Origin of the sequence: Streptomyces sp. NRRL B-24085 (genome assembly GCF_001282115.1) — a bacterium.
GTDB lineage: Bacteria > Actinomycetota > Actinomycetes > Streptomycetales > Streptomycetaceae > Streptomyces.
Map to the genome: position 1 here is coordinate 1 of NZ_LJBR01000315.1, position 15,307 is coordinate 15,307.

At 70.4% G+C, this 15,307-nt stretch carries 9 protein-coding genes; 6 read left to right on the plus strand and 3 right to left on the minus strand.

The window, feature by feature from the left end; translation table 11 throughout:
* Positions 1 to 166 precede the first annotated feature (166 nt).
* Positions 167 to 1,798 carry a cation acetate symporter gene (locus tag AOJ26_RS30295; RefSeq protein WP_053851561.1) on the plus strand — a complete coding sequence of 544 codons (1,632 nt, stop codon included), beginning with the start codon at positions 167 to 169 and terminating at the stop codon, positions 1,796 to 1,798.
* A 94-nt stretch (positions 1,799 to 1,892) separates the two neighbouring features.
* Positions 1,893 to 2,393 (plus strand): pyridoxamine 5'-phosphate oxidase family protein, encoded by a 501-nt coding sequence (locus AOJ26_RS30300; RefSeq protein ID WP_053851562.1) that lies wholly within the window; start codon positions 1,893 to 1,895, stop codon positions 2,391 to 2,393.
* A 218-nt stretch (positions 2,394 to 2,611) separates the two neighbouring features.
* Here AOJ26_RS30300 and AOJ26_RS30305 read toward each other — a convergent pair whose 3' ends face one another.
* Positions 2,612 to 3,757 (minus strand): methyltransferase, encoded by a 1,146-nt coding sequence (locus AOJ26_RS30305; protein WP_053851563.1) that lies wholly within the window; start codon positions 3,755 to 3,757, stop codon positions 2,612 to 2,614.
* Between the two features lie 458 nt (positions 3,758 to 4,215).
* On the opposite strand from AOJ26_RS30305, the gene AOJ26_RS30310 reads away from it, so the two are divergent.
* Complete coding sequence (locus AOJ26_RS30310) at positions 4,216 to 5,730, plus strand: glycoside hydrolase family 43 protein (protein ID WP_053851564.1); 1,515 nt, start codon at positions 4,216 to 4,218, stop codon at positions 5,728 to 5,730.
* Between the two features lie 55 nt (positions 5,731 to 5,785).
* Positions 5,786 to 7,546 carry a cellulase family glycosylhydrolase gene (locus tag AOJ26_RS30315; RefSeq protein ID WP_053851565.1) on the plus strand — a complete coding sequence of 587 codons (1,761 nt, stop codon included), beginning with the start codon at positions 5,786 to 5,788 and terminating at the stop codon, positions 7,544 to 7,546.
* A gap of 76 nt (positions 7,547 to 7,622) precedes the next feature.
* On the opposite strand, the gene AOJ26_RS30320 is transcribed toward AOJ26_RS30315, so the two are convergent.
* Complete coding sequence (locus AOJ26_RS30320) at positions 7,623 to 9,269, minus strand: glycoside hydrolase family 27 protein (protein ID WP_053851566.1); 1,647 nt, start codon at positions 9,267 to 9,269, stop codon at positions 7,623 to 7,625.
* 358 nt (positions 9,270 to 9,627) lie between these two features.
* Between AOJ26_RS30320 and AOJ26_RS30325 the strand changes: the two genes are divergently transcribed.
* Together AOJ26_RS30325 and AOJ26_RS30330 are read left to right on the plus strand one after the other, a co-directional pair.
* Positions 9,628 to 11,262: a glycoside hydrolase 43 family protein gene (locus AOJ26_RS30325; RefSeq protein WP_086724573.1), complete on the plus strand. Its 1,635-nt coding sequence runs from the start codon at positions 9,628 to 9,630 to the stop codon at positions 11,260 to 11,262.
* 55 nt (positions 11,263 to 11,317) lie between these two features.
* Entirely contained in the window at positions 11,318 to 13,336 is a 2,019-nt protein-coding gene (locus AOJ26_RS30330; RefSeq protein WP_053851568.1) for a non-reducing end alpha-L-arabinofuranosidase family hydrolase, read from the plus strand.
* Between the two features lie 58 nt (positions 13,337 to 13,394).
* Here AOJ26_RS30330 and AOJ26_RS44980 read toward each other — a convergent pair whose 3' ends face one another.
* Positions 13,395 to 15,164 carry an RICIN domain-containing protein gene (locus tag AOJ26_RS44980; protein ID WP_053851569.1) on the minus strand — a complete coding sequence of 590 codons (1,770 nt, stop codon included), beginning with the start codon at positions 15,162 to 15,164 and terminating at the stop codon, positions 13,395 to 13,397.
* Positions 15,165 to 15,307 lie beyond the last annotated feature (143 nt).

Consider the following 15,307-nt stretch of genomic DNA (forward strand, 5'->3'; position numbering starts at 1 on the left):
GACCCGGCGGACTCCCCACCGGCCTGCTGCTCGCCGTCGTACAGATCCCCGTCACCTGGCTGGCCGTCCTGCTGTTCGAGTACGCGGCAGGCCGCTTCGTCGACCCCCTGGCCCGCCGGGTCAGCCGGTACGCACGGCCTGCCGACGGCGACGGGCGGGCCCGGGCATGACCGACCTCGGCGGCTCCGCGCAGTCCTGGTCCCTGGTCGCCTTCTGCAGTGTCGTCACCCTCACGCTCCTGCTGTGCGTCCTGACCGGCCCCGACCGCGACGACCTGGAGGAGTTCTACACCGGATACCGAACGCTCTCCCCGCTGCGCAACGGCCTGGCGGTCGCCGGGGACTACATCTCCGCCGCGACCGTGCTCACCATCGGCGGGGTCATCGCGCTGTGCGGCTACGACGGAGTCGTCCTGGCGCTGAGCACCCTGCTGTCCCTGCTCCTGCTGATGTTCCTGCTCGCCGAACCCCTGCACAACACCGGTCGGTTCACCATGGGTGACGCGCTGAGCCGACGTGTCCCCGGGCGGGCCGTACGCATCACCGCCTGCGCGGTGACCCTGCTCTCGCTGATCCCGATGATGATCGTGCAACTGGCGGGCGTGGGGCAGCTCCTGGCGTTCATCCTCGGCTTCTCCGACCGTGCCATGCAGACCGGCTGCATCGTCGGCGCCGGCGTCCTGATGATCAGCTACGCCGCCCTGGGCGGGATGCGGGGCACCGCGCTGATCCAGATCATCAAGACGGTGATGCTCCTCGGATCCGGCCTCGTGGTCGCCGTGCTCGTCCTCGCCTCCTTCGGCTGGCACCCGGGAACGCTGGTCGACACCGCCGCGCAGCGCAGCGGCACCGGTCAGGCGTTCCTCCAGTACGGCCTGCAGTTCTCGGACGGGCCGCACCCCGGCCTCGACATGATCAGCACCCAGGTCGCCATCGTGCTCGGCGGCGCCTGCCTGCCGCACGTCACCATGCGGATGTACACCGCGGGCAACGCGCGTCAGGTACGCCGCACCATGTCCTGGGCGGTGTCCTCCGTCGCCCTGTTCATGCTGGTGATCACCGTGATCGCCCTCGGTGCCACGGCACTGGTCGGCCGCGAGCGGATCACGGCCGCCGACCCGCACGGCAGCACCGCCTATCTGCTGGGCGCGCGCGCCGTGTTCGGGGCCGACGTCTCCCGCGCCGAGAGCCTGGTGTTCAGCACCGTCACCACGGCGATCTTCCTGACCCTCCTGGCGTCCGTCGCCGGCATGACGCTCGCCTGCGCCAACTCGCTGGCGCACGACGTCATCGCCTCCCGTGGCCGCGGCATGCCCGCCCTGCGGGAGATGACCTTCGCACGGGCCTGCGCGCTGATCGTCGGCATCCCCGTGGTGCTGCTGGCCGCCCTCGCCCAGCACCGCAGCCTCCAGGCCCTGGCCACCCTCTCCTTCTGCATGGGCGCCTCCGCCATCGCGCCCGCGCTGGTCTACTCGCTGTTCTGGCGGCGCTTCGGCAAGGCCGGACTGCTCGGCACGCTGATCGGCGGCTCGCTCGCCGTCCTGGTCCTGATGTCGGGCACCCGGCTCGTCTCCGGGTCCCCCACGTCGGCCCTCCCGGAGGCCGACCTGAACTGGTTCCCCTTCACCACGACGGCCCTGGTATCCGTGCCGGTGGGCTTCGCCTGCGGCTGGCTGTTCACCGTCCTGAGCGGTCGCGGCAGCGCCCGCCGGGCACGCGAGCGGTACGCCGGCCTCGAGCAACTGATCCTCGCCGGACCCCCGCGCCGCCGCCCGAGCTGGAGCCCGGACGGGCCGTGAGGACACATCTCCCGCTTCGCCGTGTGCCGGATGTCGAGAACGGCGCGCCGACTCCGTCCCGGGGGCACAAGAGGCCACGAGCGGAGGAACCATCATGCAGGCGAACGAGATCACCGAGGTCCTGAACCGACCGATCAGCCAGGAACTGCTGGCCCGCGACCTGACCCGGCTGGCCTACGTCGCCAAGGACGGCACGCCCCGCAACGTCCCGATCGCGTTCGTCTGGAACGGCTCGGAGATCGTCATGTGCACCACGAAGAACGCCCCGAAGCTCGCGTCCCTGCGCGAGAACCCGGCCGTCGCCCTGACGATCGACACCGAGGTGCACCCGCCCAGGATCCTGCTCATCCGGGGCCGGGCCGAACTGGACTACGTCGACGGCATCCCGGACGAGTACCTCCAGCCCACCAGCACCTACGAGATGACCCCCGAGCAACGGGTGGAATGGGAGGCGGAGGTGCGCTCGCTCTACCACGACGGCATGGTCCGGATCGTCGTGACCCCGACGTGGGCGAAGCTCATCGACTTCGAGACGACGCTGCCGAGCGCGGTCGAAGAACTGGTCCGGCAACGGGAGGAGCGCCGACGGGCCTGACGGCACCGCACCGGCAGACCGCTCAGCGTCCTCGTCCCGGGCCGCGAGCCCGGTCGTACCTCGCCGCCGAGGCGGACGGCAGACCCCGCGTCGGTGGCTGGACCCCCGGGTGAAGGCGGCCGATCCACCCGCCGGTTCCGGCCGTCGCGCAAGCCAGGTGCCCACCGGTTCCGCCAGTGCAGGACGGGCGCGATGCCCTTCCGCGGTCCAAAAGCCGGTCACGGCGTGGTTCCCAGCCGCCAGAGAGACGTGATCTCGGCGCTGCGCGCAGCGTGGAGTGGGTCGGTGGCGTCCTTGGAGCGGGGGTGCCGTGGCTTGGTGTCGATCTTGTCCACGACGTGGAGGCCGGCCGCCTCGACGGCGTCGAGCAGGTGCCGGCGAGTGCGCAGGCCGAGGTGTTCCGCCAGGTCGGACAGGACGAGCCAGCCCTCCCCGCCCGGTCGGAGGTGGGCGGCCAGTCCGGCGAGGAAGCCGTGGAGCATGGTGCCGTCCGGGTCGTAGACGCCTTGATCGAGGGAACTGGTCGGACGGGCGGGGAGCCAGGGCGGGTTGCACACGACGAGATCGGCGCGGCCCTCGGGGAACAGGCCGGGGCCCCACACCTCGATCCGATCGGTCAGGGCGAGCCGGTCGACGTTGTCCCGGGCACAGGCCAGGGCACGGGGACTGATGTCGGTGGCGACGACTCGGTGGACGCCTCGGCGGGCCAGGACCGCGGCGAGGACGCCCGTTCCGGTGCCGAGATCGAATCCCGTACCGGCGTCGGCACGGTGTCGGATCGACGGGGGCAGCGGCGCGCGGGCGACCAGGTCGACGTACTCGCCTCTCACGGGTGCGAACACGCCGTAGTGGGGATGGACGCGGGCGCCGAGCGCCGGCACGTCGACCCCTCTCCGGCGCCACTGATGGGCGCCGACGACTCCCAGCAGTTCCCTGAGAGGCACCGCCATGGGCCCCTGCGGGGGGCCGTAGGCCTCCAGACACGCCTGGCGTACGTCGGGAGCCCGGCGCAACGCCAGGGTGTGGTCGTCGTCCAGCAGCACCAGCAGTCTGCCGAGCACGCGGGCGCGGTGACCGCTGCTGCGCCGGAGCAGGTGGAAGGACTCGCTCAGGGAGGTGCCGGGCCCGGTGGGCCGGGTCGCCCTGCGGTCGATGCGGCGGCTCATCGCCTGGAGCAGTTGCCGGGCGTTGTGGAAGTCGCCCTGCCAGAGCAGGGCTGTTCCTTCGCACGCCTGACGGTAGGCGTCGTCCGCCTTCGTGCGGTCGTCGGCGACGACGGTTCGCCGGGGAAGGGGGACGGCGCTCTCGGAATGCCAGCGGGCGGACCGGCGGGTGTGACCCAGGGTCCAGTGAATGGTGGACACCACGTACTCCTCGTGGTCGAACGTGCGGGGACACGAAGAGCACTTCGACGAGGAGCAGACCGAACCCACGCCGGTCCGTCGGACGGGCGTGTGCGTGGAAGCAGGTGGTGGTTACCGCTCTCGCGTCGAAGCGCGAGAGCGGACGTCCCAGACAACCATGCCGAGCATCGGGGTCAGACCTTCCGGTGGAGTGGAAGAAGGCTCGCACAGAGACCGCCCGGCCATCAAACGGGCGCAGATGTCGAAGCGCATCGACGGCCTTCGCAACAGGGCCCGCTGTCCGGCCGCGCAGCCGATAACCGCGCTCTCACGGCGACAAGACCCTTGTTTCGGATGAATCTCGTCCGTTACCTTCGCGTGCCAGGTGAAGCGCTTCGACAGCGCCGTCACCGTCTCTGTGTCCCGCACCACCCGCACCACCCGCGCCTCGCCCACGACTCGACGAGAGGACCCATCGGGTGCCCCCTCTGCGCCAGCCGGACGGACATGTCACCAACCCCGTGATCCCCGGCTTCCACCCGGACCCCAGCGTCTGCCGCGTCGGCGACGACTACTACCTCGCCTGCTCCAGCTTCGAGTACTTCCCCGGCGTGCCCCTCTTCCACAGCCGCGATCTGGTGCACTGGACGCAGATCGGCAACGTCCTGGACCGGCCGGAGCAGTTGCGGCTCCCGGCCGGCATGCCGTCCTCCGGCGGGATCTACGCCCCCACCCTGCGCCACCACGACGGACGCTTCTGGCTGATCGTCACCAACTGCAGCGAGGGCGGCGGCAACCTGATCGTCACGGCGACCGACCCGGCCGGCCCGTGGTCGGATCCCGTCCGGGCGCCGGGGGTGCCCGGCATCGATCCCGACCTCGCCTGGGACGAGGACGGCACCTGCTGGTGCACGATCGCCGGGGTCGCGCAGGTCCGCATCGACCCGTCCACCGGGCAGACCTACGGCACTCCGCACAGCCTCTGGTCGGGCGGGCCCGGCGCCAAGGCCCCGGAGGCGCCGCACCTGTACCGGATCGGCGAGTACTGGTACCTGCTCATCGCCGAGGGCGGCACCGAGCGCGGCCACGGTGTGTCGATCGCCCGTGCCCGCAGGCCGGACGGGCCGTTCGAGCCGTGTCCGGACAACCCGGTCCTCACCCATCGCGGCACCGACAGTCCGGTGCAGAACACCGGGCACGCGGACCTGGTCCAGGGCCCCGACGGCTCCTGGTGGATGGTCCTGCTCGGCGTACGGCCGCGCGGCGGCACCCCCGGCTGGCACGTGCTCGGGCGCGAGACCTTCCTCGCCCCCGTGAGCTGGGCGGACGGCTGGCCGGTCGTCGACGAGGTCGCCCTTGACCTGCCCGTGCCGCCCTGGCCGCTGGTCCCCGGCCCAGCCGAGGAGCAGCGCGACGACTTCGAACTGGCCGAACTGCGGCCGTACTGGATCTCGTTGCGCGACCGGCCCGCCGAGCACTGCACCACCAAGGAGCGACCCGGGTGGCTGACGCTCCGCGCGCGGGGCGGTTCCCTGGACGAGCCCGACGTGGTCTTCACCGGCCGGCGCCAGCAGCATCCGTCGTGCCGGGCGCGCGTTCTCGTCGATGCCGCGGAAGGGGACGGGGGTCTCGCCGTCCGGCTCGACGAGCGGCACCACTACGCGATCGAGGTGTCGGGCACGCGGGTGCGGGTCGTCGCGCGCGTCGGCTCCCTGCGCACGGTCGTGGCCGAGGACTCCGTGCCCGCCGGACCGGTGGTCCTCTCCGTCACCGTCACGGACCCGCCTCCGCCGCACGGGCCGTGCACCGGACCCGACGTCGTCTCCCTCGGCGTCGAGCAGTCCGACGGGACGTGCACCGAGCTCGCGAGCCTCGACGGCCGCTACCTGTCGACCGAGGTCGCCGGCGGCTTCACGGGCCGGGTCATCGGCATGTACGCCACCGCGGGCGCCGTCCACTTCGACTGGTTCGACTACGAGCCCCTCGACGGCTGAGTCCCCACCGCACGAAAGGCACGCCTCCAGCGCACCACCCGAGGAAGGGGAGAACATGAGGGACACACGGCACCCCGCACCACCGCGTGACCGCCGCCGCGCGCCCGGCCGTCTGGCCGCCCTGCTGACGGCGATGCTCGTCGTCCTGGGCCTGTCCGCCGCCACCGCCGTCGCGGCGCCCGACGGCACGGCCGAACCGGCGTCGACGACGGTGAGCGTGCCGGCCCGCGCCATGGACGCCGTCGCCGCGATGCAGCCGAGCTGGAATCTGGGCAACACCCTGGACGCCATCCCGGACGAGACGTCCTGGGGCAACCCGAAGGTCACCGAGGACCTGTTCGACACCATCCGCGCCCAGGGCTTCCGCAGCGTCCGGATCCCGGTGACCTGGACCGACCACCAGTCCGCCACCGCGCCGTACACCATCGACGCCACCTTCATGAGCCGCGTCCGGCAGGTGGTGGACTGGGCGCTCGCCGACGGCCTGTACGTCGTGCTCAACGTCCACCACGACTCGTGGCAGTGGATCTCGAAGATGCCCGCCGACCACGACAACGTGCTCGCCCGCTTCGACGCGACCTGGACCCAGGTCTCCTCGGAGTTCCGCGACGAGCCGCGCGGCCTGCTCTTCGAGAGCGTCAACGAACCGGTCTTCGACAACGCCACGGACACGCAGAAGGCCCAGCTCCTCAACGAGCTGAACACCTCCTTCCACACGATCGTCCGCTCCTCGGGCGGCGGCAACGCGAACCGCCTCCTCGTCCTGCCGACCCTGGGCTGCACGCCCTCGCAGAGCCTGATGGACGACCTGTCCGCCACGATCGGCGCGTTGCACGACAGCAATCTGGTCGCCACCGTGCACTACTACGGCTGGTATCCGTTCAGCGTGAACGTCGCGGGCGGCACGCTGTACGACGACACCGCCCAGAAGGACCTGACCGACGCCTTCGCCCGGATGCACGACACGTTCGTCGCCAGGAACATCCCGGTCTACCTGGGCGAGTACGGCCTGCTCAGCTGGCCCGACTTCTACCATCCCGACCGGGTGGAGCGCGGTGAGGCGCTGAAGTACTTCGAGCACGTCGGGTACGCGGCGCGCGCCGCCGGTGTCACCACCGCCCTGTGGGATCCCTTCGCCTTCCTGAACCGCGAGACGCTCCGGTGGCGGGACCCGGCCCTGTTCGCCTGGATCAGGTCGAGCTGGACCACCCGCTCGGGGACCGCCTCCTTCGACAGGGTCTACGTGCCGAAGGCGAGCCCGATCACAGCGAAGACGCTCACCCTCAACCCCAACGGCACGACCTTCCGCGGTCTGTGGCAGGGCACGAGGCAGCTCGTCGCGGGGCAGGACTACACCCTGTCCGGCAGCCGGCTCACCCTCACGGCCCGCGCGCTGACCCGGCTGACCGGCGACCGCGCCTACGGGGTCAACGCCACGCTCCAGGCGCGCTTCTCCCGCGGCCTGCCCTGGCAGATCGACGTGGTCACCCACGACACTCCGGTGCTGTCCGACGCCACGGGCACGGCCGACTCGTTCGCCGTCCCCACGCGGTACCGGGGTGACGCGCTGGCGACCATGGAGGCCAGGTACGCCGACGGCGGCAACGCCGGCCAGACCGGCTGGACGCCGTACCAGGAGTTCAACCAGGCCTTCTCACCCGACTACCCAGGCGGCACGATCGTTCTGACGCCCGCCTTCCTCAACGCCCTCCGCGACGGCGAACCCGTGACGCTGACCTTCCACTTCTACAGCGGCGCCACCGTGACCTACCACGTCACCAGGTCCCAGGGCTCGGTCACCGGCACGGCGGCCTGAGCAGCCGGTGCCCCGGTCACCCTCCCGGTGACCGGGGCACCGCTCTCCCGCGAGCGGTCAGCTCACCGCCACGCCGTCACACGCGGCTCCATTTCTGGCTCGCCTGGCCGTTGCAGCTCCACAGCACCAGCGCGGTGCCGTTGGCGGTGCCGGACCCGTTGGCGTCGAGGCACAGTCCGGCGTGGACATTGCGAACGGTCCCGTCGGAGGCGACGGTCCACTTCTGGTTGTCCTGGCCGTTGCAGGGCCAGGTGATGACGCGGGTGCCGTTGGCCGTGCCCTGGTTGTAGGCGTCCAGGCACTTGTCGCCGAAGACGCGGATCTCGCCGCCGGCCCACGTGGTCCACAGCTGGTTGGCCGCCGTGTGGCAGTCCCAGAGCAGCACCGTGGCCCCGGACGCGGTGGAGGCGTTGTCCACGTCCACGCAGCGGCCGGAGGCGTTGCCCCGCAGCCGGGAGGTGGTGGCGGACACCGGGCTGCCACCGGTCACCCGGAACACGGCCACGCCGTGCGCGGGCACGCTCGCCGAGATCTGCCCCGATGTGCTGGACGTACCGCCGCTCCACAGGTCGGTCAGTGTGAACGGCCCGCCGGACAGGCCTACTTGGGCGGCCGTGGTGCTGACGTTCGCGGTGCCGCTTCCCCGGTTGAACAGGCCTACCGCGACCGAGCCGTCGGACAGGGGCTTGGCGAACACCTCGGTGTTGCCGTCGTCGCGGACCCTGCGGCCGCCCGCGCCCAGTGGGTCCTGGTTCACCGCCAGCAGGCGCGGGTTGCGCAGGATCGCGCTGACGTCGGCGGACATGGTGCGGATGTCGTTGCCGGCCATGAGCGGTGCGGCGAGCAGCGCCCACAGGGCGAAGTGCGAGCGGGACTCCGTCAGTGACAGGCCGGGGCGGCCCACGACCAGCATGTCGGGGTCGTTCCAGTGCCCGGGGCCGGACTGGGCCGCCAGCGGCGCGGTGACGTCCAGGACGTTGCCGACGCCCATCGGATAGCTGTTGGTGTTGCCGTTCTGCCAGATGTCGAGCAGGTCCTCGGTCGTCCGCCACAGGTCGGCGACCTCGCCCCAGTTGTACGTGGAGCCGGTGATGGCGTGGAAGCTGTTGGGGTTGATGCTGTAGACGATCGGCCGCCCGGTGGCACGCAGGGCGTCACGCATCAGCGTGAAACGCGCGACCTGCTCGTCGCGGGTGCCGCTGGAGGAACACCAGTCGTACTTGAGGTAGTCGACGCCCCAGGAGGCGAAGGTGGCGGCGTCCTGCGTCTCGTGCCCTCTGCTGCCCGTCGAGCCCGGATAGGCGCCGGTGGTCTGCGCGCAGGTGCGCTCGCCCGGCACCTGGTAGATGCCGAACTTCAGGCCCTTGCTGTGGATGTAGTCCCCCAGGGCCTTCATCCCGCTGGGGAACTTGGTCGCGTTGGCCCGCAGGTTGCCGGCCGCGTCGCGCTGCGGATCGAACCAGCAGTCGTCGACGACGACGTACCGGTAGCCGGCGTCCCGCATTCCGGAGGACACCATCGCGTCGGCGGCCTGGCGGACCTGCGCCTCGGTGATCCCGCATCCGAAGCTGTTCCAGCTGTTCCAGCCCAGGGGCGGGGTGAGTGCGGGGCTGCCCGGGGCGGCCACGGCGGTGGAGTGGGCAGAGACCGTCAGGGACGCGGTCACCGCCAGCGCGGTGGCCGCGAAGACGCGGAGCAGTCGTCTGCCTGTGGATCGGGGCACCAGGGACTCCTTTCAGGGGGCGCCGTGGACTGGGCCGTCGGCCGGTGTCCCGGTTCCGCCCCGTGCCGACAGTTCGAAATTTCGATCGGCTTTCGGATCGTTGGCTGTACGGATGCTAGAGGTGGACCTGGACATGTCAACACCTCAGGGACGGCCAATCGTCGGGCCGGACTACATCGATCCGGCCGATTTGTCGAAATGTTTCGACTTCAACAGCGAATCCTGCGAAAGGCATTGACGGGGCATAGCAGCCTCCTATCATCCTGGATGCTCGATACCCCAGTCAGCGTTCGCAATCTCGAACGAGCAGGACCAGCCCTCCCCCAGCGCTCCCTCGCAGAGAGAACGACACATGGATATGTCATGCCCTCGCCAACCCATGGACCGCCGACGGGCGCTGACCGCGGCCGGCGGCCTGGTCGCCGGAGCACTGCTGCCGCTCGCAGGCCCCCTGCCCACCACCGCGTCCGCTCGGGGTACGTCCCTTGCCGCCGCGCAGTACACCAACCCGGTGGTCTGGCAGGACTTCGCGGACATCGACGTCATCCGCGTCGGCGACACCTACTACGCCTCCGCCTCGACCATGCACTACTCCCCGGGCGCACCCGTGCTGCGTTCGTACGACCTCGTGAACTGGGAGATCGCCGGTCACTCGGTGCCCGTCCTCGACTTCGGAGCCAAGTACGACCTCAACGGGGCCCGCGGTTACGTCAGAGGCATCTGGGCCTCGTCCCTGGCCTACCGTCCGAGCAACAGGACGTTCTACTGGCTCGGCCAGATCGACTTCGCCAGGACCTACGTCTACACCGCCACCTCCGTCGAGGGGCCGTGGAGCAGACTGACGACGATCAACACCCCTTACTACGACGCTGGGTTGCTCGTCGACACCGACGACACCCTGTACGTGGCGTACGGGAACACCACCATCAGCGTGGCGCAGCTCTCGCCCGACGGCCGCAGCCAGGTCCGCACCCAGCAGGTGTTCACCACACCGTCGAGTGTCGGCACCCTGGAGGGCTCCCGCTTCTACAAGATCAACGGGCAGTACTACATCTTCCTGACCCGTCCGGCCAACGGCCAGTACATCCTGAAGTCCTCCGGCGGTCCCTTCGGCCCGTACACCATGCGCCAGGTGCTCCTGGACCTGCGCGGGCCGATCTCCGGCGGCGGTGTCCCGCACCAGGGCGGGCTGGTGCAGACCCAGGGCGGCGCCTGGTACTACATGGCCTTCGTGGACGCCTACCCCGGCGGCCGGGTGCCGGTCCTCGCGCCCGTCACCTGGACCTCGGACGGCTGGCCCGTGGTCCAACTGGTCAACGGCGCCTGGGGGACGTCGTACCCCGCCCCGGCCGTGCCCGCCCCGCCACGCCAGGTCACCCCCATGACCGGAGTGGACACCTTCGACGGTACGGTCCTCAAGCCCCGGTGGGAGTGGAACCACAACCCGGACAACACCAAGTGGTCGGTCGGCAACGGCCTGACCCTGCGGACCGCGACCGTCACCAACGACCTGTACTGGGCCCGCAACACCCTCACGCACCGCATCCAGGGGCCCACCTCCACCGCCACGGTCCAGCTCGACCACTCGGCGATGCGGGACGGCGACCGGGCAGGACTCGCGCTGCTGCGGGACTCCTCCGCGTGGATCGGACTCAAGCGCGACGGCGGGACGACACGGATCGTGATGGTCAACGGACTGACCATGGACGGCAGTTGGAACACCACCGGAACCGGCGTCGAGGTCGCGAGCGCGGCCCTTTCGGGAAGCGGTGTGTGGCTGCGCGCGAGCGCGGACATCCGGCCCGGCGCGGCCCGCCCCGGCACCTTCTCCTACAGCACCGACGGCACCCGCTTCACCCCGCTCGGGCCCGCCTTCTCCATGGGCAACGACTGGCGCTTCTTCATGGGCTACCGGTTCGCCCTCTTCAACCACGCCACCCGGGCGCTCGGCGGCGCGGTCCGCGTCCTGCGGTTCGAACTGTCGACGCCCTGATCCCGTCCCGTCGACCGCACAGCGCAACCCCCCACTCACCCGCACGAGGAGAACCATGAACCCTCTGAAACGGATCGGCCGTCGCCGAGCCTCGGCATTGTCCCTGCTGGCCGTGGCCGCCCTGGTCACACCCGGCGCCGCGACCGCCGCACCCGACGACGTCCGCGCCTCCACGCTGGGCGCCCAGGCGGCCCAGTCCGGACGGTACTTCGGCGCCGCCGTGGCCGCGGGGCGGCTCGGCGACAGCACGTACACCGGGATCCTGGACCGCGAGTTCAACTCGGTGACGCCCGAGAACGAGATGAAGTGGGACACCGTCGAGCGCTCCCGCGGCTCGTTCAACTTCGGCCCCGGCGACCAGATCGCGAACCGGGCGCAGGCGCGCGGGCAGCGCCTGCGCGGACACACCCTGGTCTGGCACCAGCAACTTCCCTCCTGGGTCGGCTCCATCAGGGACGCGGGCACCCTGCGCAGTGTGATGAACAACCACATCACCCAGGTGATGAACCACTACAAGGGCAGGATCCACTCCTGGGACGTGGTCAACGAGGCCTTCGCCGACGGCGGCAGCGGCCAGATGCGCAGCTCGGTCTTCCGGGACGTGCTGGGCACCGGGTTCGTCGAGGAGGCGTTCCGCACCGCGCGGTCGGCCGACCCGTCGGCCAAGCTCTGCTACAACGACTACAACATCGAGAACTGGAACGACGCCAAGACCCAGGGCGTCTACCGCATGGTCCGCGACTTCAAGGCGCGCGGGGTACCCATCGACTGCGTCGGCCTCCAGTCCCACTTCGGTACGGGCGGACCGCCGGCCGGCTTCCAGACGACGCTGTCGAGCTTCGCCGCGCTCGGCGTGGACGTCCAGATCACCGAGCTCGACATCGCGCAGGCGCCGACGACCGCGTACGCGAACACGGTCCGGGCGTGCATGAACGTGGCGCGCTGCACCGGCATCACCGTCTGGGGCATCCGCGACAGCGACTCCTGGCGCAGCGGCGAGAACCCCCTGCTGTTCGACCGCAACGGCAACAAGAAGCCCGCCTACCAGTCGACGCTCACCGCGCTGGGCGGCACCGCCGCGGCACAACCGGCAGGCGCTCCCGCCACCCGGTCCGCCGCGGCGCTGCCCTCCTCGTTCCGCTGGAGTTCCAGCGGCGCCCTCATCGCGCCGAAGTCGGACGCCACGCACAACGTCGCGGGCATCAAGGACCCGTCGGTCGTCTACTACAACGGCAAGTACCACGTGTTCGCCAGCACCGCGAACTCCGCCGGGTACAACCTGGTGTACCTGAGCTTCTCCGACTGGTCCCAGGCGGGCTCGGCCACCCATCACTACCTGGACCGCACCGCCGTGGGCTCCGGGTACCGGGCCGCGCCCCAGGTCTTCTACAACGCCCCGCAGCGCCTGTGGTACCTCGTCTACCAGACCGGCAACGCGTCGTACTCCACGAACCCCGACATCAGCAATCCCAACGGGTGGAGTGCCCCGAAGAACTTCTACTCGTCGATGCCGGACATCATCCGCCAGAACATCGGCAACGGTTACTGGGTCGACATGTGGGTGATCTGCGACAGCGCCAACTGCTACCTGTTCTCCTCCGACGACAACGGGCACCTCTACCGCTCCCGGACGACCGTCGGGCAGTTCCCCAACGGATTCACCGACACCGTCATCGCGGCCCAGGACTCGAAGTACGCCCTGTTCGAAGCGAGCAACGTCTACAAGGTGCAGGGCAGCAACCAGTACCTGCTGCTGGTCGAGGCCATCGGCTCGGACGGGCGGCGCTACTTCCGCTCCTGGACGTCGAGCAGCCTCGCCGGCTCCTGGTCGCCGCTGGCCGCGTCCGAGAGCAACCCGTTCGCCAGGTCCAGCAACGTGACCTTCCCGTCAGGCACCTGGACCCGGGACATCAGTCACGGCGAGATGATCCGCGCGGGATACGACCAGACCCTCACCATTCCGGCGTGCAGGCTCCAGTACCTGTACCAGGGGAAGGACCCCAACGCCGGCGGTGACTACAACAGTCTGCCCTGGCGGCTCGGCCTGCTCACCCAGACCAACTCGACCTGCTGACCGTGTGGGCCCCGCACCGGGTGCGGGGCCCATCGGCCGTCGGCCGGGCTGCGGCGGGTCAGCGAGCGGTCAGTCTCCACAGGTGGTCGGCCGTGCCGTTGTCGGACCACTGCAGGACCTGTGCACCGGAGGCCGTGCTCATCTGGTCCACGCCGAGCAGGCGGCCGCTGTTGTAGTTGGCGATCTTGTAGTAGCCGTCGCGGGCGGGGACGAGCTGCCACAGGTGGTCGGCGGTGCCGTTGTCACCCCAGATCAGGGCGGTGCCGCCGTCCGCGGTCCCGGCGTCGGTGATGCCGAGCAGCAACCCGCTCTTCTGGTTGACGATCTTGTAGAGGCCCGAACCGGCGGCCACCAGGGTCCAGTTCTGGTCGGTGCCGGTGGTGGACGTGGCCTGGACGACCGAAGTGCCCTGGGCGGTACCCGCGTTGAGGGTGGCCAGCGCGAGTCCGCTGTTCCTGTTGGTGATCTGGTAGCGCCCGGCCAGCGAGGTGCTGGTGCCGCTCGGGGTGATCACCAGGTGGTAGCCGTCGGTGGCGTTCATCGCGACCGGCACGGTGACGGAGCCGTTGCTGACGGTGTAGTCGGCTTCGGAGACGGTGATCGGGCCGGGGGACGCGGTGGTGCGGCCGGTGCCGGGGCTGTACTCCAGCTTGACGTGGACGGTGCCGCCGAAGGCGGACAGGGAGTTCAGGCCGTTGACCGTCACGGCGCAGGAGCCGGTGCATCCGCCGGCGATCACGCTGATCTGGTTGCCCGCGCTGTTGCGCGAGGCGAGGCCGTCGATGCCGGTCTGGGCCGGTGGTGTGGTGACCAGCATGCTGCCGGACATGTCGCCGTACCACTTGTACGTCCAGTACGAGCCGTTGGGCGATCCGCCGGTGTCGGTGAGGGTGTCGCCGAGGGTGCCGTAGTGGTTCCAGAAGGCGAGCTCGGCGTCCCGCACACCGGTCCGCTCGAACTTGGCCGCGTAGCCGATGAGGGCACCGGAGTTGCCCATCTCGGCGGGCGTGCCGTACTCCTCGATGTCGATCGGGCGCGGGCTGATGCCGAGGCTCGACTCCAGCGCGCGGTACGCGGACACGTGCGCGGCGATGTTCTGGCTGCCCTGGAGCTCGTGCCAGGCGATGACGTCCGGGACCGTGCCGGAGGCCTTCGCGTCGGTGAGGAAGGAGCTCATCCACGACTGGTTCCACGCTGAGTAGCTCGGGCCCTGGATCGGCGTCGTGGTGTCCTTGGCGCGGACCTGTTTGAAGGTGCGCGCCCAACCGGCGTTGAAGGCACCCGCGTTGGCGGTGTCCCAGGTCCAGTCGGGTTCGTTCCACAGCTCGTAGGCGCTGATGTTGGTGGCACCGGAGGCCTTGACGGCGGCCACCTGCTTGTCGACGGCGGACAGCCAGTCGCTCCAGCTCACCCACCGGTAGGGGAAGTTTGGGTACCAGTCCGGCATCCGGACGACGACCTTGGCGCCCGCGCGGGCCGCCTTCGCCGCCACCACGAGGGCGTCGCCGGCGGGCTTGGGCTCGCCGTTGGGGAGCTGGCTGCCGCCGGGGGCCATCTGGACGAAGGTGTTCGGCTTCAGCGCCTGGACCAGGCTGTCGGCAGGTGTGCTGTTGTCGGCCAGGCCGTAGAGGCTGCCAGTGGCGACGTGGGTGACGGGTCGCAGGGTCTGTGCCGCGTCGACCACGAGGGTGGTGGACGCGGTGGGGACGGCCTCGGCGGATCCGCCCGTCAGGAGGGCGGCGGTGGCGGCGAGGGCGGTGGCCATGACGGCGGCGGGGCCGCGGCCGGGCGGGAATCTGCGGCGGTGACGGGAGCTCAGGTACGACATCAGCGGCTCTCCTGAGGACGGGGGGTGACATACCGGTGGCGCGGAACGCCGTAGGGGCGGGTGGTTCGGGGACCGTCGGACGGATGGCGCGGGGCGACGGTCCCCGAACGACGGGTTGCGGGGCCGGTCCCCGCCTGGCTATG